Raw genomic sequence first — 24,905 nt, 5'->3', positions numbered from 1 at the left:
ACCGTTTTTCCTGAACAATACAATTTATTCTCGGCATACCTACTATCAAACCAGCTCTTTACGAGAGTAGGCCTGCAAAGAGATAAAGTAAAAAATCCGGTAGAAGCGCAATTTGACTGAAAACATTGCTACTAGAAACGATCAACATTTTATAAAGTAATGTTCTTACAAGACAAACTGGCTGGGTAAAAAACGACAGCAAATGAAAATCTTCGTAATGAATACTAGATACCCAAAGGAGAAAGTATGACTGCAACAACTGAGACCTCTGCACGCTGTGACTGTGGTGCACTGACTGTCGACATTAAAGGCGCACCAGTAGTACAACTGGTATGTCATTGCGAGGACTGCAGAGCATCTTCAGGTATGCCCTATACTGAGGGAGCGTTCTTTCAGCCCAGTGACTGCACTATTCAAGGAGAAGCAGACACGTCCACCATTAAGGGCGGCACGGGATTTGATAAGACGCTGTATTCCTGTACATCTTGCAAGACCCAGCTCTATATGACGATCGCTGCCTTGAATGGCGCATGTGCTGTTATGGCGAAGCGACTCTCGCCCTTTAAATTTGACCCGCAGATACATGTCTGGACCAGCGAGAAAGCGGATGAAGTAACGATCCCAGATGGAGTTACTCAATATTCAGAGGCACCCACTACCGACATGGCCGCCTTTTTGATATCGAGTTTTTGGCGTAAAGCATGATCCTTTGCAGGGGTTAAGGGGTTAAGGGGTTAAGGGGTTAAGGGGTTAAGGGGTTAAGGGGTTAAGGCGTTCAGCTATAAGCTAGCGTCTAGGCTTCCAGCTTGTTCATAACGTGGCCAAAAAGCCCCACAAAGCATTCAAGGCTACATTGTAGGGCTATTTTATGAAGGGGCTGGTAAAAGCCCAGGCATTAACAGAATAGGGAAACTGATTTTAAACTCTGGAAATCGCACTGCAATGAGAGGCTTAAAGCATTGCAGTGGTTTTCAATTGCTCCCCAGAAATCTGGAATCACTGTAAGAAGCGGTGGCCGTCGCCTTCTGGTAAAAAACGGACGGTCAGAAATACGTATTTTGATGAAAGTCGTATGCTTATCTAAGACCTTAACGCCGCAAATAACCGGATGTCAAAAGCTGCATAACGAAATGCCGCAGCTGTTGGCGGTCCGAGTTAATTTTCCTTGTTAGGTTTTTTAACTTGCCTTGCCTGCTTCTGTTGCCTCAGGGACTTCTACAAGTATTCCAGATTTACAGTCATAAATATAACCATAAACAGGAATATCCCTTGGCACCATTGAATTACTTCTAATTCGTTGAACATCGGCCAAAACGCTCTTGGATTGGTCACTAATGGTAAGCCATTCGATGAACTTTCCATCAGTTGTACCACCACCTGCATTGCTATCATGCCAACCTGATTCATCTACGCTTGAGGTTTTTAGGCTACCCGATAATAGGTCACCCATAATTTCATTGTTGAATGTTTCCATCCCGCAATTCGTATGATGGATGACAAACCATTCTTTCGTTCCAAGTAACTTATATGAAATTACCAAGGAACGTATTGCATCATCACTGGCTCTTCCACCAGCATTACGAATCACATGAGCGTCGCCTTCTGCAAGGCCTGCATATTTAGCAGGGTCTAAGCGAGCATCCATACAGGTCAGAATGGCAAACTGTCGGCTAGGAGGCATTGGCAAATCACCTTTATCACCGAAGTTTGCGACATAATCTGCATTTGCTGAGACTACTTCATCAACTACTTTACTCATCTTCTTTTCTCCTTTTAATAGCCGCGATGATTTTTTGAGCAGATTCTCGATGCGGCGACTTTGGAAACCTAACAGCTAGTTATAGAGACTAGCGCCACCTTATCACTTTGGCCCCCTTATCAAAGTCGGCACTTCAGCATAGATTAAAAAATATAAGGGAATTCAATAGCTGTATGTCTCGCGAGTAGCGAGCGCCGATCAAACGAAGACTAATTCCCTTTATTTCTGCCGAGTATTCCTTTCCCCTGATCATATCGCGTTTTTTATAAATATCAATAAGTTAAGTAACTCGCCAATGAGTTAACGGGAAGTGCTCTCTTGTTCACTTTTCTCGATAATGCGGAAACAGCGACTGACTGCTATTGTGACGCAGGAGACTTTCACACTAGCTTTTCATGCCGCATGTCCTAGTCTGGCAATAAGTGGACGGTCAAAAACTCATGATCCTATGAAAGATCTAGATTTTTCTGAGGCTATACGTCTAATTCATGCAGCCAGCAGGTGTTTTCTTACAATTGTTTGTTATGCTTGCCGTCCAAATTTATGGGATATCTTTCTGCGAAGTTCATCGTATACTTTTCAGTTTTATCAAAACCACTAAGCTCAAAACATCGAGGCTCTAGCCCTGAATGAGGCCCAATATTTTGTGAGTAATTCGCCAAAAAAAATTGACGGCCTCTTCGAGTAAGCACCTTAAACCCGACTTAGTAGGTTAAATCCCACTTATCATTATTCTGATGAGGAATAACAGAATGATAAAACGATAATACTCCTCGTTTATCATTCACAGTTCGGCGGACGAATTCACATATTCTCTATTGGACTGCACCTTTTATCTAATCGTTTCCTGTGAGTTTCCGAAAGCGATTACACACCAGATCCGACTCCGTGCTAAGTCACTTCTTCGAAATTTGTCGGCAGGTTGTCGGGAGTGTAGTCGTTCCCCGGCTTGTTTCGTCGTTTAATCACGGACGAATGAATCTTTGAGCCTTCTGAGATCTTGCGTACATTTCTTCCGCGAAAATCCCAGAATCCTGTATGCGAGTCTTCGAGCTTTCCATGAGGATTCCCCTTCTTTCCCGCAAGCGCCGAAGTGTCGACCTGCATCCCGCAGTCGATTGCCTTAGAGATCATCCACTGAAGTGCACAATTCGAAAGTCCCCGATCGTCGTACCACCCACCGACATTGCAGTGCACTCCGGCAAACCAGACTTGTTCTATGACCTGCTTCTTGCCCTTGGGTTCATCCCAGAGGCTAACCGGGAAGTCTGTGCGAATCTCATCGATCGACATGGCGTGGTAGCCAAATGAGACTTCCTTGTTCAGCTTCGCGTCGTGGAAGCGCTTCCCTGCATTCATAGTGAGTGAGCCCACGGTGTCCCACACCCCGATGAAATGCACCGGGCATTTGCGCGAAAACATAGACTTGAAGTTTGCTGCGACCTTGCTGTTATTCTTGGTGTTATAGATTTTGGTGGCGAATTCCATCAGATTGTCTGCCGAACTCTCTAGAAGCCCGCATTTGTGCAGCATTCCGGCCAAAGAGCGCACGGTGAATGCGCCGCGACTGAAACCAAATAGGTAGATGTGGTCTCCCTCGTCGTAGATATCCATCAGGTACCGATAGGCGTCTTCAATGTTCTTCTGCAGCCCACCTCCGGTCGCCAGATCCGAGACGGCCTGAAGCTTACTCGACCCTTCATCATACTGCCAGCCTCCCGTACCAACACCAGGGTCGTAGAATACAACCTGGTCGGCGTTCTTCTTTGCCAAGCCGTAGGTCTCGACCACATTGGTAATATTTTCCTCGAATTGGTTACCCGTTCCGTCGCAGCAAACAATGATGTTTTTCATCCGGCATTTCTCCTGTTGTCTTTGATTCGAAATCTGAAACTCTCAATTGGATTTCACAAGAAAGAGTGCTTCCGTAAAATACCGTATTTTAAGGTGCTCATAGGCAACGTACGATGCTCTTTTTCTGCACTCTATTTGCCGGGTCGCTGCTATATCTTTGGTTGATTCATACAGATACGACCTAAGTCCTAGTAATTTATTTTATGACACATATCTCCGCCATAATTTGCCGCTTGAAGCGTAGCGTAAAACAGTCAGATTGATGGCCTTGTTAGGCATTTACTCTTTACGCACCAATGCTAACCCACCATCTATATCTCTTATGATTTGATTGTCTTCCCGTAACCAAGCAACTCCAATAAGATTCATTTCTGCATTCAACTAAGAGACAGTAGCTTCGTCGGAAGACAGCGATAATCTATTCAGGATTTTCGGTATAACACTTGCTCCACGTTTCCATTCAAAGTTAAAGCTTTCACCATCATTCGTTATTTGTACCGAGGTGAGTTTATTCCCACTTAAAAATACAGCATAACCATCTTGCGCCTTTAACTGCCAAAGTAAGGAAGCCATAGCTTCTGCATCAGTTTTAATTCCGTCTGGATTCTCTTCTAGAATTTCTGGTATCAACAGAATTAGTTATTATCGGCCTACGAGATTTTCAGTGAAATACTGAATGACGACTGGTGCTTTAGACTTGCCAATATTTGAGGTGACTCCAGCGTCAAAAGATCACAATACAAGTGCGATGATTAGACTTACCAACCCGGTTAAAGACCCTAGATTTTGCCTTTTGAACGACGATAATATTTGACCAAATGATAGATCCTTAATATCTACTGGATCGTTCATATATTCTCCTTGAGAGTCTAATATTTTATTATAACGACTCAGGCCATATATCACTTTGGCCCCCTTACCAAAGTTGGAGCTTCAGCATGGATTAAAAAATATAACGGAACTCAATAACACGTATGTCTCGCAAGTAGCTAGCGCCGGCCAGACGAAGACTAATTCGCTTTATTTTTGCCAAAAAAACCTTTTCCTTGATCATAGCGCCTATTTTATAAATTTCAATACGTTAGGTAAATCGTCAAGTAGATAGTGGGAACAACGCTACTGTACAAATACATTGACCATTTGAATTCACATGACTTAGCGGGTAAATCACCACTTTTTTTAATCCCTTGGGTAAAAGCCCCGCCTTCTTAATTTAAGAACTTGGATTTAGAAGACTTTATTTTTGCAGCATCTTCCTAGCATTCTGCCTAAACTCTTCGCCGCCCTCGTCGTCCTCCAGCAAATTACCCAGGCTAAATGGCACCTCTAAGCCTTTCGCCATTCCCGGCTGATCTTTCATCACGCTCATCCAGCGCTGCAGATTGTCCAGCCCGTCAACAGAAACTCCTGACCACTTATGGGTACGCACCCAGCACCAGTTCGCGATGTCGGCGATAGAGTAATCATCAGCGAGCCAGGCATTTTCCGCCAAACGACCGTCTAGCACTTCAAACAGGCGCCGACTTTCATTTTGATAGCGGTCAATGGCTGGCTGTATTTTCTCGGGAAAATAACGATGGAACACATTGGCCTGTCCCATCATTGGGCCAACACCGCCCATTTGAAACATTAGCCATTGAATCACCTTCGAGCGGCCCTTGGCGTCAGTTGGCATCAACTTACCGGTCATCTCTGCTAGATAAATCATGATTGCGCCAGATTCAAACACTACAAAATCGTCATTACCGCGATCAACGATCGCAGGAATGCGACCATTGGGGTTGATTGCAAGGTAGTCGGCAACTTTTTGCTCACCCTCGCCGATATTAACGAAGTGGGTTTTATAATCAAGCGCCAAGGCTTCTAAAGTACATGAAGCCTTGTGGCCATTGGGCGTGGGCGCTGTATAGAGCTCTATCATTCTATTTTCCTTATTATTACATAATCTAATAGCCAGATTTACCGTCAATAATTTTCTGATGGAACTCGCCACACAAGAGTTCATAGACCGACGAGCCGGGCTTTAAGATGTAAATCGCATCTTCAATTTGACTAATGTCGTAAGCTTCTTTACGAAGGTTACCTTTAAATAATTTAAAGGTAACGGTGGTTTCAGCCTGACCTTGAATACGCACAAAAACCGGACGCGCAAACGCAGCAAGCTGGCTACAGACATAAGCTGAGAAAGTAGCAGGATCAAAAGAAACACCCTCATTCAAGGTCATTGCCGCCATTCCCGCCTTGCCTTCAATGCCGGGTATTTCTACGCCATAGACATTGGCCATATCAACTTGATCACTGCCATTAAGGATTTCGCCAACCTCATTGGTAGATACATTCTCGGAACGCCAGCGGAAAGTATCACCGACTCTGTCGACAAATTGGTAGTGACCAAGTCCCAAGGCAAAGCCAACATCGATTTGGCGAACTAAATCGCCAGTATTAAACCAGCTGTCACCGCGCTTCACGACATCGCAAAGGACTTTGCTGGCGGTGGCACTTTTATCTTTGTAACCGTCAAACTTATATTTATTGTCAATTTTTGTGAGCAATAAGCCTGCTTCACCTTTTTTGACCGCAATTAATTTTCCTTTAGGGCTGCGAACCATCTCATCGGCATCAATATCATATTTCACCAACATGACTTTCGCTGAGGTTGTGCCTATGGTGCGGTCTTTGTTTAACAAATTAATAAAGACGGCGTTACCTTCACTTGAACCATACATCTCGCTAATACGACCTACCTTAAAGCGATCTCGAAACGCACCCCACACATCGGGTCTCAAGCCATTACCGACCATGGTTTCTAAGGGATTATTCTTCTCTGCCTCGCATACCGGTTGTGCCGCAAGATAACGGCATAGCTCACCAACATAGACGAATAAATTAGTCTTATACTCTTGTACTTCGGGCCAAAATTTACTGGCTGAAAACTTGCGACGTAGAAAAATAGAGGCCCCAGAATAGAAACATGCGCCAACACCTGGTCCAAGCCCGGTAAAGTGATACAAGGGCAAACATATATATAAGCGATCTTCAGCTTTAGCTCTAAATCCAACGCGAGCATACGGCTCTGCTGCGCTTAAAAAGCGACGATGTAAAATTACTGCGGCCTTGGGAAGACCGGTGGTGCCGGAAGTAAACACGTAAAGCGCTTTTTCACCCGCGGTGATCTCGACGGTTTCAGGGGGGTTGCTAATGGGCATACCATCTATTTCTGCGGCTAAATCGCAGGCCCACTCTGGGCATGGCTTTTTGCCATGATCTTTAACCCATAAGAAATCTTTGTCCGCTAAACCCAGCTCGCTCTTGACGTCTACAATGCTATCAATGAGCTCTTCACCAATAATGCATTTTTTGGACTCAGTAGTCGTAACGCAATGTACTAAGGGGCGACCAGTCAAACTGGTATTAATCAGCCCGCACGCGGCTCCGACCTTGGCCACGGCAACAATGCATGCCAACATCTCAATACGATTTTCCATCATCAGGGCGATACTATCGCCGCGCTTTACGCCTTGTTTCTTTAACAAATGGGCATACTGATTAGCCAGCTCATTGAACTGTCCCCAGCTTAATTCCCGGCCTTCAAATATAATCGCTGTGCGCTTATCATATCGAGCTGCGGTTTCTTGAAACATGCGACCTAGGGACTTTTTGTCGGCGTCCTTGGGTGGCTGAAACAGCACAGCCGGCAGAATAGGCAGGAAGTCTTTTACAACTCGAATAAATTCGTTCACTCACAGCTCCTTAAAAACATATTATTTATTGGGATCGATATTCTGCGCAGGGAGGGACTCATACTTATTACTGTTTTAAGCCAGAGAGCTTAGCAAGCCCATTTTCCTTCCCGTTTGAACAATCAATATATATCTTATGGTCACCGAACACATTGGCTCCAATGCCTGAGCCTCTATGGTATTGAAGTCAAGACAACTAATCCACATTCAACCAGCGCGCTAATGTAACAGAACCACTGCGACAATGGCGGCTGCGAGCACTTTACGCTTGGTACCATAGCACCCAATGATCAAAAATTCGCCATCCTAAATTGTAATATGTGTAAGCTCAATAATGGTTTCTACAACAGCGAAACCGCGTTAATATGCTTTCCAGAGCGCGTCTGTCGGGTCTCACCACCCACGCCACTGCACTGCCGGCTATTACTGCCGCACTGCGCGACAGCAGTTCTGAGGCAGCCCTCAGGCCCTGGCGATCTCACGTAAAAACCGAAAAATTTTAATGCGATTTTAATGATTCTCTGAGCTAGTTAACCGTCAATTCCAGACAATCACACCTATCAACTTTTAATTGCCCGACAAAACATAGCCAGGCCACCCCTCATATCACCCCCGCCACGGCCAATCTCCTGTCGTAATTCCAAGTGGCCGAAATTACTATGGTTCGCTGATATTTCCCTAAGTGATCAAGATTTTTCAAATTGATTAATTCTATGTTTGTATGCATGATGAGAACACAATTTCGAATAAAATAGTTGCCCTCAATATGCGGAGTCCCACATGATCATTTTACATGGCAATTCAGCATCACCCTATGTGCGTAAGGTATTGGCTGTTCTTGCTCTTAAATCATTACCCTATGAACAAACACAGCAAATGCCGTTTAGTAAAGACGCTGAATTTCAGAAAATAAGCCCACTTGGTAAAATTCCTGCGCTGCAAGATGGTGATCTCACGATTTGTGACTCCACCGTTATTTGCGAATATCTGGAAGATGCTTACCCAGACGTAGCGGTATACCCACAGAATATTAAAGATAAAGCCAAAGCGCGCTGGCTGGAAGAACTGAGCGGCTCAAGAGTGACCGAGCTGGCATCTGGTATTTTCTTCCAACGGTTTATGCGGCCCATGGCATTTAAGCAAGAACCAGACGAAGAGCTAGTAAGTAAGATCATCAATAAACAACTGCCCCCTATTCTGGATTACTTGGAGTCACAAGTACCTGCCGAGGGCTTTATTTTTGGCAGCTTAACGCTGGCCGATATCAGTCTTGTTAGCCCATTTATTAATGCTGGCTATGCAAACTATCAGGTTGATGCCGAACGCTGGCCAAGGTTTTCAGCCTTTATGCAAAGAGTTAAAGCACATGAAGTTATGAGCCCACTACTTGCAAAAGAAGCCAAAATGATGGGTATGTAAACCTAACAAGCCGTGTCGATATTTTTAAACTATTATCAGTCCATATGGCAATAATACTAAAAATATCGACAAGGCTTTATAAACTCCCCTCAGCGATTGCAATCAAACCAGCCCTGATCAATTGGGCCAATAAATATATTCATCGCCGGACTCAACATATTCGTTGATGGTTTTATCCACCGCTACAGGCGCCTGAATGGTGTAGGGATACAAAGGCCCACGACCTTGGTCGCGATGGATATCAAGTAAACCTCGCAATTCTGCTAATACCTCAGGTCTAGACACAGCAAGATTCACTTTTTCAGTAGGGTCTTCGGCCAAATTATACAGCCAGTCTTTTTTAGGTAACTCGGAAACCTGCAGCTTCCAATCGCCATGGCGCACTACCCGGTAATAGCCACTCTGCCAAAATAGGGTTCGCTTAGGTGTGAGCGCCGGAACACCATCAATGGCCCAGGGCATAATATTTTTGCCATCAATTTCAACATTGTCAGGCAGACTAGCACCTGCTGCCGCCGCTAATGTCGGCATGATATCAATGTGATTGACCGGCATGTCCACGGTTGTGCCGGGCTGAATTTTCGCTGGCCATTTCATAAACAGTGGCACTCGAATACCACCCTCGAACATGGTTATTTTCCACCCTCGGTAGGGAGCATTAATGTCCTTCAAGCCCAAATAACCGGCGCCGCCGTTATCACTGGAAAATACTACGATGGTATTATCGGCAATCCCTTGCTCTTCAAGCGTTTGCATAATTCTGCCGACACTGCGGTCGATTGAGCGAACCATTGCAGCGTAAACTCTCAAGCGATGCGGTTTGATATCACCCACTGCCTCATAGTCTTCCTTGGTTGCCTGCAGAGGGGTATGCACTCCCCAATGGGCGAGATAGAGAAAGAATGGACGATTTTTATTTGCCTTAATGGCTTTGATCGATTCATCTGTCCAGTAGTCAGCCAAATAGCCCTTGGGCCTAAAACGGTCGCTACCAGAATTATTAAAAGACGCGGCATACTGCATTTGCGCCCATTCAAATTTATCTATGGGATCAAAATCTAGTTTGGCATTGACGACATTGGGATCATCTTCGGCAAGATGCAGACCGCTGGCCATAAACAAGCTTTCATCAAAACCTTGATCATTGGGGGTAAACCCTTCACCTCTGCCCAAGTGCCACTTACCGATATGCATGGTGTGATAGCCACGCTCCTTTAGCACTTCAGCCACTGTGAGTTCAGATCCCGGCAGACCTTTTTGGTCATAACTTAATCCGCCCTCATCTGCGGCTTTATTATATTTTGCCTTGGGTAAACCGTGATCCATGCTATTTGCAATCATGGTGACGCTGGCGCCCATGCCATCTGGAATGGGGGTAAATTCAAAACCGGTGCGACTGGGGTAGCGCCCGGTCATAATCATTGCACGAGACGCGGCGCAGATTGGCGCACCGGCATAAGATTGCTGGAACACCGCGCCCTGAGCGGCTAATTGGTCGATATTAGGCGTTTGCACTCTTCCATCGGCAACCCCGCCGCCAAAGCTAGAGATATCATTGATCCCTAGGTCGTCGGCAAGAATGACAATAATATTGGGGGCTTGGGCTGCGGATGATCCCGCGGCGACGTCTTCACCTCGCTGCCACGTGATCTCTCGGTTTGGCCCTATTGGAACCCCATTGTCTGAACGATACTTCACCAGCGCAAGCATTAAATCAATGCGATTAAACCATGCACCGGAACCCAGTACGATTACGAATACCAGCAGACTGAGGAGTATTTTTTTAGCCATTGCATCTAACCCATTTTTTTTATTGTCATTCTGTTTTTATTGCCAACGACTCTATGCCAATGAATCAAAGCACACAGAATTGACGACCTGTTGACGCCAGCACTAGACACAAAATATACACTATGTAAATATTATCGCAAGAGCCCAAGATGCGTTACGATAAAAACTCAGCAGACTGACATCGCGATAAATAATGATAACTAAACTTCAAATACTCTGCGTTTTGCTTTTATTGTCAATTTCGCCAATGCTTTACGCCGCCCAGGACATGCAGTGCCATGACTGTCACGAGCAACAAGCGTCGGCTTGGCAGGCATCTCATCATGCTAAGTCTATGCAAATCGCGTCACCTTCGTCGGTATTAGGCGAGTTTAATGGCGGTGGCGCGGCGCATAATGGCAGTCAGTTTACATTTAGCCGCTTGGCGGAAAAATATATCGTTGATATCCAGAACCCAAAACTGGAAACCGAAACCTACCAGATTCAATACACTTTTGGCTTTACGCCGCTGCAGCAGTATTTGATAGAGCTTCCCGGCGGCAAATTTCAGGCACTGCCCGTTGCCTGGGATAGTCGCACGCAGAGCGAAGGTGGGCAGCGCTGGTACGATTTGGAGTCGGATCTACCCTGGGATCATTATGGCTATACGTGGAATACCAGCTGCGCAGAATGCCACTCCACTAAGCTCGAAAAAAACTACAATCCAGATACGCAGAGCTTCTCAACCCAGTGGCAGGAAATCAATGTTAGCTGCACTGCCTGCCACGGTGATGCAGACAGTCATAATGAATGGCTGAACAATGAGCAGCCGTCTTCAGTTAAGTATGCTGGTTTTTCCGCAACCCTTGCCGAGTCTGGAAACTGGGCTTTATATGAAGGCGCAAGCATCGCATCGCGCTCCTCTGCGCCACCCGCACAGCAGCAATTATCGAGCTGCGCACAATGCCATGCCCACCGCAGGATTACTGATGAATGGGCGTTGGGCAAGACCATCGACAACCATCTTGATGTGTCATTAATTAGCCCGCCGCTCTACTATCCCGATGGTCAAATTCATGGCGAAGTGTTTGTAGCTGGATCGTTTATGCAAAGCAAGATGCATCAAGCCGGCGTAGTTTGCAGCAACTGCCATGAACCCCATTCACTTGAATTACTCGCCGACGGCAATGGCCTCTGTACTCAATGTCATGTCCCTGCGGTTTTCGATACGCCGATACACCACGGTCACGCCCAAGACGCCAGCGGCAGCCAGTGCGTTGACTGCCATATGCCAACGACCACTTATATGGGAGTGGACGAGCGCAGAGATCACCGATTCGGGATCCCCAACCCACAGCAGACAATAAACGACAATATCCCCAATGCCTGCAATCAATGTCATATTGACAAAAGCCCGGCATGGGCTGCCAAATCGCTTATGCAGCAAAGCGAGAAACCCATCGTTCACAATCAATACGCCGCGGTATTTTCACGCCACGATAGTCAGCAGGGACTGGCGACAGCAGAACTCCAAAGCATCATTAATGATACTGCACTTCCCAGCATTATTCGCGCCTCTGCGCTTATTCGAAGCAATACCGGCGCCGATCGCAAGTCGCTTATTACCGCAGTTACCCAGCTCAGCGACGACTCTCCGCTGGTCAGAATGGCAGCGGTGCGCGCATTTACCCCGCAGCCGCTGAATATTAAAAAGCAGTATTTGTGGGCACTGGGCAAAGACCGCAGCAAGTTGGTCAGACTAGAAGTAGCCAAACTGCTGAGTCCACTTAGTGCCGCCGACCCCAGCCTTGATGCTGAACAAGGCGCGTTTTTAGAGACCTTAGTCAAAGAGTACGAAACCGCGCTTTACATCAATGCCGATAATCCGGCCACACTGCTAAATTTAAGCAGTCTGTATTTGGACACCCAACGCCCCCAAAAAGCAGAACAAGCCCTGCGCAACGCCATCTCTATCGACGCTGAATACAGCCCTGCCCATATCAATCTAGCGGACCTGTATCGCGCCCAAGGCCAACACCCGAGGTCGCTGTCCACCTTACTTGATGCAACAGTGTTAATGCCAAAAGACGCAAGTCTGCGCTACGCCCTTGGGCTGGCCTATTTCCGCGCCAAAGACTATCAAAGCGGCGTTGCTGCCATCAGTGTTGCCGTTAGTCTCGATCCCGAAAATGCCAGTTACCTCTACCTTTATGCCGTGGCCCTAGAGCAGACAGGTGAATCATCACAAGCGATCAAGGAACTGCATCGATTTATCGAGGCGTTCCCCGGCAATAGACAAAATCTTGAATTATTAGCGCGCTATGAAATTAAATACGGCGCTGCGGCACATGCCCTAACACACCTTGAGTCTTGGCTAGCGGTAGAGCCTGACTCGGAGGTAGCGAGGCAACTGCACCAAGCTGCCTCTCGCCAAACCCAAAAACCACAATGATATAATACAGCTGCGATACATTAAGGACACACGATGGCACGCCCCTATTTAAACAAAACGGATCGTAAGAAAATGTTGCTCGATACCGCCGCCAGTATTGTCGATAAACGCGGCTGGGGTGCATTGAGTATGATTACGCTGGCCGAAAAGGCATCTGTGAGCCGGCAGCTGCTATACCAAAACTTTAAATCCGTAGGCCAGCTAACCGAAAATACTGCTGACTACATGTTTGAGGATCTTTACTCTGCAACGCAGGCGGTTTTAAGCGACAACGACAACGATATTATTAAGGCAATTCGGGAAGCCCAAGCAGTACTGCTAACCTTTCCCCCCGGCCGCGTTCAAGCACTGTGGAATATCATTTCTCACAACTCTTTCAAAGAACAACATTTCGCTAAAATCAGCCGTCGCTTTCGCCGCCTGATTTCAAATCTTTATACACCACACATAATGAAATTGATGAATTTAGATAAAAAACAAGCCGGCCAAACAGCATGGCTACTGATGATGTCTTTCTGGGGAGCTCAACAGTTAGTCAACGACAAAAGTATTAGCATTGAAGACGCAAGCACACTCATTACATCCCACGTTGAGTGGATTGTGCTGGGCCGCAAAGCCCAGAGCAATCGATAATATTGAGAAAATAGCCTAACGGTATTTAGTAATAATAAGGAAACTACAGCGATGAAACGACATGCACAAGAGATAGAAAATCTTATTAACAATCTAAAGGAGCATGGGCAAGCGGGCTTGAACCCTAGCGAGTCGCAATTGAGAGACTTACTCAGTGAAGACCGTGACGGTCCTTTGCAATTTGTGAATTTACTTGGATTTCACGACACTGCACATTATCCCGATGGCCATGAGTTGGCCACGCAGAACCTCAGTGGCGAAAAAGCCTATGCGAACTATGGTGCGGTAGCACTTAAGCACGTTATGAAACGCGGCGGCACGCTGGTGTGTCTGAACACGGTAGAACAAACCATCATTGGTCCCGGCCACGCCTGGCATCAGGTGGCTATCATGCAATATCCAAATACCGCCGCATTCATCGACATGCTGCTAGACCCGGAATATAGCGCCGCGCTCATTCACCGCGACGCCGGCCTGTGCCAAACCGAAGTGCTAGTAACACGACCACTATTATAAGAAATACGGGGTTTCGGTCGCCGACGGCGACCTATCCAGAGTGCGACCTAAATCCTTGGGAGCCACAAGAACTGACGACCATCTCTATTTTCTGTCCCGCTCTTGGCCGCTACTAGCGATACTCCATTTTTGCGGAAATTCGATTAAATACCCGTGGAAAGAAGCGTTTTATCGTTGGCGCAATTGCACTAATCCCCTTACCGACAACCACTTCGTCGCGGTCATTGATCATCGCCTTAACAATGCCCTTTACACATGTTTCTACCGGCATGCCGTTGATTATCGAATCATCGTTTTTATTCTGCGCCTCGCCACTTTCATTCAGGGCATTGATCGCAATATTGGTTTGAATGGAACCGGGACATACCGTCAGGCAATGAATGCCCTGCTGCGCGGTTTCTGCGCGCAGGCAGTCCATAAACCCCACCACTGCGAACTTAGAACCCGAGTAACCCGAGCGCAGCTTAGAGCCAACTTTTCCTGCGACGCTGCTAATACAGACAATCATGCCCTGATGCTGCGCTATCATGCCCGGCAACAATGCCTTGGTCATTGCAACGGAACCGAGGTAATTCACCTCCATTAACTGACGGTAAACCGCCAAATCGGTATCAATGAACAAGGATCGCTGGGAGATACCGGCGTTATTAATCAGCACATGCACCGCGCCAATCTCTGGCAATTGGGATTGCACAGCGTCAACTAACTTATCGGCATCCGCCAAATCCAAGGGCACAACCCAATGCCGCCCCATACCCCCCGGTAGCGACTCTGCTATTTCAATCAAGGCATCGCGACGACGGGCAGACAAGACGATGCGGGCACCTTTTCCCGCTAGCTGCCGACAAAGCTCAAGGCCTATCCCTGAACTGGCCCCGGTAATCCAAATCGTCTTATTATCAACATCCATGGCTGCTTCCTATGATTTTCGGTGTGGTGAAATTAAGCTCGCCTAGCAATATGCTCCTTCCACCATCGCATAGGCAAGTTTATAAACCGCAGCAGCTCAATAAGCCGCTAGGGGCCGTTTTCACGCCTAGGGTAAAATTCAAGCAGCATCAAAGCGATCTAAGTCTGCCAAATTAACTTGCCGATGGCTAAAGAAAGTCATGATCATCCACATATTGATAGGATATATGCCATATTGCTAACTCGGCTACCTAGTTTAACTCTACATACCGACAAGAAAAATTAGGTATTCAAAATCTATATCCTGACAGTAATTTAAAACACAGTTTTAAGGACAGCCCCTTATGAATGCCAATACACCCTATCGATTAATGGGCCGACCGGAGTCGGGTTACTCGCTGAAAGTGCGATCTGCGCTACGCTACAAAAATCTTCCCTTCGAGTGGATGGATCGTTTTAAACATCAGGCCCTGTACCAGCAACACGCCAAGGTACCGCTAATTCCTCTTTTGTTACTGCCCACTGGCAGCGCCATGCAGGATTCGACACCCATACTGGAAATGCTAGAAAAACAACAGCCAGAGCCATCACTCCATCCGCCGGACCCCGCCCTCCGATTTCTGTCCGAATTACTAGAAGAGTATGGCGATGAGTGGGTGAACAAACTGATGTTCCACTATCGCTGGGGGTATCCGGCTGACCAGAAACGACGCGGCGTGTCACTGGGCCGCGGCGTTGTTGAGGGCAAAGGTTTTAAGCTTCTCGCGCCAATCATGACGCCCCTTGCCGCCCGCATCATTATTAAAAGAATGGTGCCGCGAATGGCCTTTGCTGGCGCCAATGAAAACAATGCACCCATTCTGATTGCCTCATTTTCACAGCTGATCGACATGCTGGAAGCGCATCTTAAAAGCCGCCCTTATATATTTGGCGGCAGCCCCGCTTTTGCTGATTTTGGACTTTGGGGACAACTCTGGCAAGCCTGGACTGACGCCAGCTGCGAGACCATACTTGAGCAGCGCGCGCCCTCGGTCGTGGCATGGATCAAGCGTATGGAACATCCAAGTATTGAGGGTGCATTCGAATCCCTTGATTCCTTAAAAGCGACATTAAAACCCATTTTTGAGCGCGAGGTCGGCCCGCACTTTCTTGCCTGGAGCGTGGCCAATGCCAAAGCATATAGGGCAGGTGAAAAGCAGACCGAATTACAAATGGATGGCCAAAAATACTATCAAAAAACCTTTAAGTATCCGGCTGGCAGTCTCGATATTCTCCAAGATAAATTTGAGGTTGCAGCGCCCGACAGTGCACTCAGTGATTTTCTCCAAGACACCCATTGCCTGGCCCACCTAAAGTCACAGCGATGACTGCGTGAACGTTTCTTAGATGACTAATTTTAGGTCGATTTTTTTAGATTAATGCTTTTAATTTCATAGCTTCAGCCGAGCAAATTCAAATCCAAATTTATAAATTAAAATAAGGGCAACAAGGCAATGACACAATGCATCGAGTTATGGGTTGATCGCGGCAACTACCGCAATACCAAAATAGTGACCGAGCCCAGCCGTCCCTTAAAAGCTGGTGAGATTCTTGTCGCCATTGATAAGTTTGCCCTTACTGCCAACAACGTCAGTTATGCACTTTCAGGAGACATGATCGGCTATTGGAAGTTCTACCCCGCGGCAGATAACTGGGGCAAAGTGCCGGTGTGGGGCTGTGCGAATGTGGTGACATCTGGGTGCCAAGATATTGCAGTGGGTGAGCGTCTCTGGGGTTTCTTCCCGATGGCTAGCCATGCCATTCTTGAGCCAGGGAAAATCAAAGCCGAGTATTTTAGAGACGTTGCTGCGCATCGCGCCGACCTGCCTGGCCCAAGTCTTTACAGCTCCTACCGACGGACACAGGCAGAACCTGACTCTGTGCAAAAATTTGAAAACCAACGCTGCCTGCTATTCCCTCTATTTGCCACTTCTTTCATCATCTACGACTACCTGATTGATAATGATTTCTTTGGCGCGCAGCAAGTGGTGGTGGGGGCGGCATCGTCCAAAACCGGATTTGGACTGACCATGATGTTACACAACGACTCGTTGGTGTCACAAACCGTCATTGGCATCACCTCAGCCCGCAATAAAGAATTTGTCGACTCATTAGACTGCTGCGACCATATCATTTTGTATGGCGAAGAGACGCAGCTAGACAACACCCTAGCAACCGCTTACGTGGATATGTCTGGCGATATGAAACTGACCACGGCACTACACCATCATCTGGGCGCCAATATGGTCGAAAGCTGTATGGTCGGCGCTAGTCACTGGGAAAGTGGCGGCGACGTCGGCAAATTGCCTGGCGCCAAACCGAGTTTCTTCTTTGCTCCCAGCCAGATTGCCAAGCGTGACCAAGAGTGGGGCCACGGCGTGGCCATGACAAAGGCCATGGAAGCCAGCTTTACCATCGCCTTAAAAGTCAAAGATGTCATGCAGGTAGAATGGATTGACGGCCCAAAGGCAGTGAATGATGCCTGGCAGGATCTGCTTGATAACAAGGTGTCAGGCAGCACTGGCATTATGGCGTCAATGCTTGCTGGTAGCTAAGGCCTTGCGATACGTTGGCTAATAATTGTTAGCCAACGTACTCACACCCTTAGGGCGTAACGATAGAAAATACGCCTTTGAGTTTGTCCTGTAGCGCAAAAAATCGGGCCAGATCTATTTTACTGCCATCAATAGACAGCTGATCAGAAAATAGCAGATCTTTCATACTCGCCTGCCCTAGGGCAATATCCAAAAACAAATCATGACTTATATTGAGCGTTGCGTTTGCATTGGGATCGGCTTCTGCCTGACGATGATGTAAGACCGAATTCTTCAGGGTTAAAACATGCGTTTCGGCTAGATCGGTAAATACGAAGTTAATCGTCATTTCTAAACCGTCGGCTTCAGGGCCATTCAATTGCGCCGCCATAACATTAAAGAAATTTGAGCGCGGTGAGTGCACTACCATATCTTTAGCTACACTCAGGTCCAGAGTCTTACCGGTTTTACCATGGCGCAGCTCGTGAGCACCGGTAAGATAAACATCGCGCCAGGGACCCGATTCGGCTTGATAACCCAACTGATCATAATTACGCGCCAGCAAGGCCTTGGCCTCTCGGTTCTCTGGCTCGGCAAATACCAGATGGTTAAGCAGCGTTGCAACCCAGCGGTAATCACCTTTATCAAACGCTTGCCGAGCAATATTTAGCACCTTATCTGCACCGCCCATAGAGGCAATATATCGCTTCCCAACGTCCTCTGGAGGCAATGGATTAAGGTTGGCAGGATTGCCGTCGTACCAACCGAAATAGACTTGGTAGACCGCGCGCGAATTATGGGAAGTGGTGCCATAATAGCCTCGGTTTGAAAAACTTTTCTGCAGCGCAGCTGGCAACTCCAACTGCTCAGCGATTTCTATCGGCGTGTAGCCCTTATAGGCCAAGTGCAGGGTTTGGTCGTGAATATATTTGTAGGTGTCACTTTGCACTTCCAAAAACTCAGCGATGCGCGACTGCCCCCAGATAGGCCAGTGGTGGCTGCCAAAGTAGACATCAGCCTCTGCAAAAATTTCTCCTGCCTCGTCAATAAAACTGCTCCAGGCCAGTGCGTCACGGACTTTAGCACCGCGTAAGGTATAAAGATTGTGCATATTTCGGGACAGTAATTCGGCCCCGCAAAATGCTTTTTTCTCTGGCAAATAAAAGGTGAACTCAGCTGGTGCCTCTGAACCAGATACATTTTGGAAGACAAAAGAAACGCCGTCGATAACCAGGGCTTGTCCAGTGTGATCGACTAGATCGGTGGGCGTTAAAATACCCACTGTGCCAATACCCGGCTCTTTCCCCAAGCCACTATCAATATGACCTCGTGGCGTTCTCGGCAGTGGCATACCGTACATATACTCTGCACGGCGATTCATGGTTGGTCCCGCTAAAACATTCTCACTAATCGATTCATCCATGAAACCCGCCGGGGCAATTACCCGAATATCAGCGGCCTTGGTTTGGGCTGCCGACAGCGCGCCTAATGCACCACCGAAGTGATCGATATGACTGTGAGTAAACAGTATGGCTGAAATCGCACTTTCACCAAGGTGTTGGCGGGCAAATTCAACCGCCCGCGCAGCTGTCTCAGCCGTCGTCAAAGGATCGACCACAATCCAGCCACTCGCACCTTGGATGATGGTCATATTGGCGAGGTCAAACCCCCGCAGCTGATAAACGCCGTCGGTAACTTTAAACAGTCCGTGAATATTATTGAGTTTGGCTTGTCGCCACAGGCTGGGATTAACACTGTCGGGAGCCTCGCCGGTGATAAAGTTGTACGCTGGCTGATCCCATACAATCTTACCGCCTTTGCCGCGAATGGTGAGCGCATCGTCTCTGGCAATTAAGCCTCGCTGGGCCTCAATAAAATCCTGTTCATCGGCGAAGGGTAGTTTTTGCAATACTTGGCGATTGATATCGGCGGTGTATGTCGTGGCTGGTGTACTGCCATTTTCATCGGCATCTGCGGCCCGCTCCAGCGGCGCATCGCTGCCACTGCAGGCACCGAGCAGAGTCATTCCTGCGCACAGCCCCATCGCAGCCAATAATGTGATCTTGTTCATAGCCTATTCCCTATCGCCGAATTATTATTTGTAAATAACCTTAGTGGCAGTAAATCCGCAACGCAAGGTCAAGTGTAGCCGGTCATCGCTTTAATAACCGGCTAATACATAAAGCCCCCGCTTCGTTACAATAGACACACGAAATGCTAGCGGCTTAATAGAAATTAAGGGGCCTCAGACGCGATCGACTGACTGTGCGCGGGTGATTGAGTTGGAGCGGCGTCAAGTCAAAACTGTTAAACCGCCTTTATTTTTTTGTTTTAGCTCGCCCGCAATCGGCGGGTTTTTCTTATGCCGGTGAAGGTCTCCCAAAGACTAATAAGAAACACTTTTAGTGCCGCTTCATTGGGACGTGGGGCTTTGCCGCTGCCAATTCTATGAAGCTGGCGGGTGTACCAAGTGACTTCCATAATCGCCATCTTGTCCACCAAGGGAATGCCGGTTTTGATTGGCTTTACGGTTTGGCGGGGATTGTCACCAGCGAGCAAGCGCCGTGACACGTCAGGTTCAATGGCGAGTATCCGAGCGATTCCACAAATATCTAAAGACCCAGATGCCAGCGCTTCATTCATACCAGCGGCACTTCTAAAGCCACCCGTCACCATCAAGGGTGTTGCAGGAATGCGTTTACGGACTTTATCGGCAAAATCTAGGAAGTAGGCTTCACGCTTGCGAGTAGATTCACGCACGCCAGTCATTGCTGGTGCCTCATATGTGCCACCCGAAATTTCAATCAGGTTAATTCCGGCATCGGTGAGAGCCGACATCACCTCTAAAGATTCTTCTTCGGTAAAGCCGCCACGCTGAAAATCTGCGGAATTAAGTTTAATACCAATAGGAAAGTCAGGCGCAGTCGCCGCGCGCATCGCCTTTAATATCTCCAACACAAAGCGTCGGCGATTCTCGGTACTTCCGCCCCATTGATCTGTACGTTGATTAGTATGTGGAGAAAGGAACTGACTAACCAAATATCCATGGGCACCATGAATTTGCACGCCGCTAAAACCCGCTTCACGGCAAATTCCTGCTGCCTTGGCGAAACGGGCAATAATATCTTCAATTTCTTCTGCAGTCAGTTCGCGCGGCGTTTCAAAAAACGCCTGCATAGACTTATTAAACTCCACCGCTGACGGTGCTACCGATTCTTTATTCAAGCCTTTGGGACACTGACGACCGGGGTGGTTCAATTGCACCCAAATTTCGGCGCCATTTTCTTTACCCGCTGCCGCCCAAGCTTTCAGCGTATCCATATCACGGTCATCTTCGATCACAACATTACCAGGCTCGCCTAGCGCGCGACGATCAACCATTATATTTCCGGTAAACAGCAAAGCCGTGCCACCCGCACCCCACGTTCGATAAAGCTGTACCAATTTGTCGGTAGCGCGATTATCCATTGTACCTAAGGCTTCGCTCATAGCTGATTTAGCTATGCGGTTGATGAGTGTGCTTCCGGCTGGGAGCGTAAATGCGTCGTTTAAGGTGGCCATGGGTACTCCGTACTTGAAAAATTAAATCGGGGAATATCCCCTGAAACACGCCAGAAAATGGCAGCTACGAAGGCGCCATAAATGAACACACAAATAATAACTAAGTAAGCAATGACCAGCAGACGATCAATTTGTAATCATAATCGACCGTGAACTCTTCTTCAAACTGCTTTTACACTAAGGCAGCCACCAAGCCATGACGTTTGAGTTCGCAGCCAAAATCCACGGTTAAAAAGTCCGCTTGGCCCAATTTTAACAACCATGCATTCAAGCAATCTTTATCTACTTGGGAGTATTGTGCCACCATTTTTTGGGTGCGCTGCATACGCCATAAAGAGTAGCTAAAGGAGGCCCGCTTATACCGCGCATCCATCATCGCAAGTTCAATAAGCCCGGTACTACGAGGGAGTTTATCACCTGATTTAAGTTGTTTAGCCGCTATAATGCCCTTAAGGTCTTGAACGGTTTTGTCCATAAAAGGCATATATTCAGTCAAGATTATTTTAATCAATGGCATCAAAGTTTCGGGAATTTTATCATGCTCTAACAGCTCGCCCGATGTCTTATCACCACGAGCCATTTTCTCCACCCATTTTTGTAAATTAGGCCGCAGGTCCAACCACTGCCGTTTAGGCCATGGGTCACGGTTTAAGTGCCCAAACATAGGCCCTAACAAACCAAAATCTGCAACCGTGGGCCGCTCACCCAGTAGATAGCCATGCTTACTAAAGTGTATCTCAAGCAAATCTAATGAATTTTTGGTCCAGGCCTCCAGCAAAGCAAGCTGTTCTGGCACCACCCCTGTAGCGGGGAGATGCCGCGCCATGTTTTGCAAAAAGGCTTTATCTGCGACTCTATTGCGAATAAAACGTGGCGCAAAAGGCAATAAGCTTTTACCCGCTTCGTCACGATTTAACTTTTCATAATTTTCTGGATACGACCACCGACTGTGCAGGGCCACAGGTATCCAGGCATCGTCCACCCAATTTTGAAATAGCTCAGCCACAAAGTTTTGCACTGGACCCTCAACCAACACTGGGGGCTGTGGATGGCGTTTTTCCAACTCCGCCATAATTAGTGGCGTATCGCAGAACCACTCACCCTGTTTAGTTTCTAAAGCTGGCATGGCTTGCCGGCCAGTATGTTTAGGAAGAGTCACCAACATATCAATCATATTAATATTTTTTTCGACGTAATCCACGCCCTTATAGTTTAAATAACCACGTATTTTTCCCGCAAAATATGAGGCCTGCCACCCGTAGTATTTGTATTGACTCTTCATCATCTTTTACCTTATAAAAATTTCGAGACGGCCGTCGATAGCTCTATCGGCAAGCCTAGGTAATGATTACCCAGACTCGCCGGCACCCTAGCTAGAGGAATATCCAGTATCGCGACCTGTACTAAGCAAATATGACGTGGAACTGGCAGCGCCAAGCTTTGTGCGCAGCGCCGATATAGCCCAAGTCATCTGAGTGTGATTCTGTGCCTAGTTCCTGCATGATTATTTTTATCTAAGCTTTAGCGGCTGCGATGGTGTTTGGCAATCACAATAAAAACCACAGCAATAACGATCATAAATAAGCCCAGCAGTAGATGAGCTCGAAAGCGATCGTGTAGACCGTTCAGAACAACCTGATGCTGATGGTTATAGCCCTTTGGTGGATCGAGAACGCCGTTGTCTAATTTGTATTGTTCATACAGCGTCAACATGGCTTGAAAGCGCCCGGACTGCTCAGCACTGAGATCTCGGGTCTCACCGGGGTCGGCCACTATATTGAATAAACGCCAGGTATTGTCACCCACCGGCGCGCGGTTATAAACCAGCTTGTAGTCGCCCTGAAATAATACACCATGGCCGGCCAGCTCGTAGCCGACGTAGTCACTATCGGAGTAAACCCGATCTAGCTCAGCGGTCGCCAAGGGCAGCAGATTCTTGCCCATTATTTGCTCCACCGGTTTACCCGCATAACGAGCGTCGGGCGCAGAAACACCAGTCAAAGCAAGAATGGTCGGGGTAATATCAGCCACATAGGCAAAGGCATTAGAGAGCTTCTGCTGCACCGCTAAGGGTTTGCCCGCCATAATCATGGGTACTCGCAAACCGCCCTCCCCCACATAAAATTTGTAATATGCCAGCGGAGACGCACTGGCACTCGCAAAGCTCGGCCCAAGATTAACGAAGCTTCCCTTCAAACCTAGGGTGTCGTAATCCGCCGTATAATCCTGACGTGCCAACAAAATCCCTGTTCTTACATTATTGAGTACCGCTGGTCCACTGGGCTCGCTGCCGTTATCAGATGTGAAGATAAAAACCGTATTATCAAACTCACCGATGTCTTTAAGGTAGGTGACAAGGCGTCCAATATGAAAGTCCATTGCCTCAACCATACCCGCGTACACGGCCATGCGCTTGGCTTCAAAGCGCTTGTCTTCTTCCGATAAGGCATCCCAGTCCCTGCTGGTATCCATGTCTACTGCCGCCACATCAGGCGGGACAATACCTAAGTCGATAGCGCGCTGCCGGCGGGCTTCCCGCAACGCCGTCCAGCCATTCAGATACACGCCTTCGTAACGGTCAGTAAATTCCTGAGGCGCTTGCACCGGTATATGCACTGCCATAAAGGGTAGGTAGGCGAAGAAAGGTTGCTCGGATTGCGGTCTATCGGATTCGATAAAGCCAATCATTTTATCAACCAGAAATTCCGAAGAATAAAAATCATCGGGCAAATCTATTGGCTCGCCATCGGCATACCAATTGGCTTTTTCATAAATTGGTAAATACGGTTTTTGCTCCCAGTTGTCGGCACCAGAATCTCCCATCGCAACGGTTCGCTGAAAGCCACGGCGACTCGGGAGCTTGTCTTGGGTCTGACCAAGATGCCACTTACCCGCCATATAGGTGCGGTAGCCCGCGCCTTCCAGCAATGTCGCTACCGTGACCACATTGTCACCCAAGACACCTTGATAAGCGGGGTGATGACGTTGCTGTGGCGGGGTCATTTCTGGAATATTGGCAACCCCAGCGCGATGATTATCCACCCCCGTCAACAACATTGCCCGCGCCGGCGCGCAGTTTGCCGCCGTGTGGTAATTGGTAAAGCGTATGCCTTCATTAGCCAAGGCATCGAGTGATGGCGTATTGATTTCACTCCCGTAGGAAGCGAGGTCGGTAAAGCCCAAATCATCCGCCAGTATCAACACAATATTTGGACGCTTTGACAGTGGCTGCGGCTTTGCCTCTGGCACCGCCTCGACAGCAAGCACCGAGGTCGCGGAGAGCGCACATAGCAAACCAGCACAAAAACTCAAAATGGAAGAAGTTTTCATGGTTTGCTGGCCACCGACTCCTTAAGCACCCGGGCCGCTATCAGCAGTATCACACTGAAAATAATTTCCGGCGCGATGATTTGCAGTGGCAGAGCGGCATCGTGGATTAGCCAGGCGATCATGCGCCCAAATGCCGTAAGACCTAAGAGCAGTATGGCCGGGTAATACCATTGTGAATTTCGGGTGCTAAGGGCAATCAGCACGCAAAGACCCAAGGTAATAAAAAATGCGGATAGATCACCAATCTGGGTACTTCGTCCGACGCCGTCCAGCAACGGCATACCCAACTCTGTGGCAATACCTGCCGGTGCAAGCAGCCACCGCAGACCCATACTCAAAAATAGAAGGCCGATAAATCCGACAATAAGTCTCAATACTTTTTTCATTAT

General features: G+C 47.7%; 19 protein-coding genes. 7 read left to right on the top strand and 12 right to left on the bottom strand.

Annotated features, from left to right (window positions below):
* Window positions 1-246: 246 nt before the first annotated feature.
* Window positions 247-705 (top strand): GFA family protein, encoded by a 459-nt coding sequence (locus ACI955_RS14990; protein ID WP_415244553.1) that lies wholly within the window; start codon window positions 247-249, stop codon window positions 703-705.
* A 472-nt stretch (window positions 706-1,177) separates the two neighbouring features.
* On the opposite strand, the gene ACI955_RS14985 is transcribed toward ACI955_RS14990, so the two are convergent.
* The 5 genes from ACI955_RS14985 to ACI955_RS14965 all read right to left on the bottom strand — a co-directional run bounded on the left by ACI955_RS14985 (window position 1,178) and on the right by ACI955_RS14965 (window position 7,353).
* The gene (locus tag ACI955_RS14985) at window positions 1,178-1,759 is read right to left on the bottom strand and encodes a beta-class carbonic anhydrase (protein WP_415244552.1); all 582 of its coding nucleotides are present in this window, start codon (window positions 1,757-1,759) and stop codon (window positions 1,178-1,180) included.
* 891 nt (window positions 1,760-2,650) lie between these two features.
* Window positions 2,651-3,613, bottom strand: coding sequence for a DUF2235 domain-containing protein (locus ACI955_RS14980; RefSeq protein WP_415244551.1), 963 nt, complete (start codon window positions 3,611-3,613; stop codon window positions 2,651-2,653).
* Between the two features lie 381 nt (window positions 3,614-3,994).
* A complete protein-coding gene (locus tag ACI955_RS14975) occupies window positions 3,995-4,243 on the bottom strand; it encodes a hypothetical protein (RefSeq protein ID WP_415244550.1) in 249 nt (82 codons plus the stop codon).
* Between the two features lie 607 nt (window positions 4,244-4,850).
* On the bottom strand, window positions 4,851-5,534 hold the full coding sequence (locus tag ACI955_RS14970) for a glutathione S-transferase family protein (protein ID WP_415244549.1): 684 nt from the start codon (window positions 5,532-5,534) through the stop codon (window positions 4,851-4,853).
* A gap of 25 nt (window positions 5,535-5,559) precedes the next feature.
* Entirely contained in the window at window positions 5,560-7,353 is a 1,794-nt protein-coding gene (locus ACI955_RS14965) for a long-chain-acyl-CoA synthetase (RefSeq protein ID WP_415244548.1), read from the bottom strand.
* Window positions 7,354-8,133: 780 nt separating this feature from the next.
* Here ACI955_RS14965 and ACI955_RS14960 point away from each other — a divergent pair.
* A complete protein-coding gene (locus ACI955_RS14960) occupies window positions 8,134-8,772 on the top strand; it encodes a glutathione S-transferase family protein (RefSeq protein WP_415244547.1) in 639 nt (212 codons plus the stop codon).
* Between the two features lie 117 nt (window positions 8,773-8,889).
* On the opposite strand, the gene ACI955_RS14955 is transcribed toward ACI955_RS14960, so the two are convergent.
* Window positions 8,890-10,563: a sulfatase gene (locus tag ACI955_RS14955; RefSeq protein ID WP_415244546.1), complete on the bottom strand. Its 1,674-nt coding sequence runs from the start codon at window positions 10,561-10,563 to the stop codon at window positions 8,890-8,892.
* Between the two features lie 193 nt (window positions 10,564-10,756).
* Between ACI955_RS14955 and ACI955_RS14950 the strand changes: the two genes are divergently transcribed.
* From ACI955_RS14950 to ACI955_RS14940, 3 genes are read left to right on the top strand one after another with little or no spacing between them, the layout of a single operon-like run.
* Window positions 10,757-12,994 (top strand): ammonia-forming cytochrome c nitrite reductase subunit c552, encoded by a 2,238-nt coding sequence (locus ACI955_RS14950; protein ID WP_415244545.1) that lies wholly within the window; start codon window positions 10,757-10,759, stop codon window positions 12,992-12,994.
* A 33-nt stretch (window positions 12,995-13,027) separates the two neighbouring features.
* On the top strand, window positions 13,028-13,627 hold the full coding sequence (locus ACI955_RS14945; RefSeq protein WP_415244544.1) for a TetR/AcrR family transcriptional regulator: 600 nt from the start codon (window positions 13,028-13,030) through the stop codon (window positions 13,625-13,627).
* Between the two features lie 51 nt (window positions 13,628-13,678).
* The gene (locus ACI955_RS14940; protein ID WP_415244543.1) at window positions 13,679-14,143 is read left to right on the top strand and encodes a DUF1330 domain-containing protein; all 465 of its coding nucleotides are present in this window, start codon (window positions 13,679-13,681) and stop codon (window positions 14,141-14,143) included.
* Between the two features lie 112 nt (window positions 14,144-14,255).
* On the opposite strand, the gene ACI955_RS14935 is transcribed toward ACI955_RS14940, so the two are convergent.
* Window positions 14,256-15,053, bottom strand: a complete 798-nt coding sequence (locus ACI955_RS14935; protein ID WP_415244542.1) for an SDR family oxidoreductase — start codon at window positions 15,051-15,053, stop codon at window positions 14,256-14,258.
* Between the two features lie 343 nt (window positions 15,054-15,396).
* On the opposite strand from ACI955_RS14935, the gene ACI955_RS14930 reads away from it, so the two are divergent.
* Both ACI955_RS14930 and ACI955_RS14925 read left to right on the top strand, forming a co-directional pair.
* Window positions 15,397-16,419: a glutathione S-transferase family protein gene (locus ACI955_RS14930; protein ID WP_415244541.1), complete on the top strand. Its 1,023-nt coding sequence runs from the start codon at window positions 15,397-15,399 to the stop codon at window positions 16,417-16,419.
* 126 nt (window positions 16,420-16,545) lie between these two features.
* Window positions 16,546-17,646 carry a DUF2855 family protein gene (locus ACI955_RS14925; protein ID WP_415244540.1) on the top strand — a complete coding sequence of 367 codons (1,101 nt, stop codon included), beginning with the start codon at window positions 16,546-16,548 and terminating at the stop codon, window positions 17,644-17,646.
* A gap of 49 nt (window positions 17,647-17,695) precedes the next feature.
* Here the strand turns inward: ACI955_RS14925 and ACI955_RS14920 are convergent, their stop codons facing one another.
* The 5 genes from ACI955_RS14920 to ACI955_RS14900 form a co-directional block, all read right to left on the bottom strand.
* Window positions 17,696-19,696, bottom strand: a complete 2,001-nt coding sequence (locus ACI955_RS14920; protein WP_415244539.1) for an alkyl/aryl-sulfatase — start codon at window positions 19,694-19,696, stop codon at window positions 17,696-17,698.
* A gap of 260 nt (window positions 19,697-19,956) precedes the next feature.
* Entirely contained in the window at window positions 19,957-21,186 is a 1,230-nt protein-coding gene (locus ACI955_RS14915; protein ID WP_415244538.1) for an NADH:flavin oxidoreductase/NADH oxidase family protein, read from the bottom strand.
* 172 nt (window positions 21,187-21,358) lie between these two features.
* The gene (locus tag ACI955_RS14910; RefSeq protein WP_415244537.1) at window positions 21,359-22,471 is read right to left on the bottom strand and encodes a glutathione S-transferase family protein; all 1,113 of its coding nucleotides are present in this window, start codon (window positions 22,469-22,471) and stop codon (window positions 21,359-21,361) included.
* Window positions 22,472-22,707: 236 nt separating this feature from the next.
* A complete protein-coding gene (locus ACI955_RS14905) occupies window positions 22,708-24,516 on the bottom strand; it encodes an arylsulfatase (RefSeq protein ID WP_415244536.1) in 1,809 nt (602 codons plus the stop codon).
* Entirely contained in the window at window positions 24,513-24,902 is a 390-nt protein-coding gene (locus tag ACI955_RS14900; RefSeq protein ID WP_415244535.1) for a hypothetical protein, read from the bottom strand. Before ACI955_RS14900 ends, ACI955_RS14905 begins: the two co-directional genes overlap by 4 nt.
* Window positions 24,903-24,905: the final 3 nt, after the last annotated feature.

It is taken from the genome of Zhongshania sp. (assembly GCF_047636175.1).
GTDB lineage: Bacteria > Pseudomonadota > Gammaproteobacteria > Pseudomonadales > Spongiibacteraceae > Spongiibacter.
This window is presented reverse-complemented; position numbering and strand designations above follow the sequence as displayed.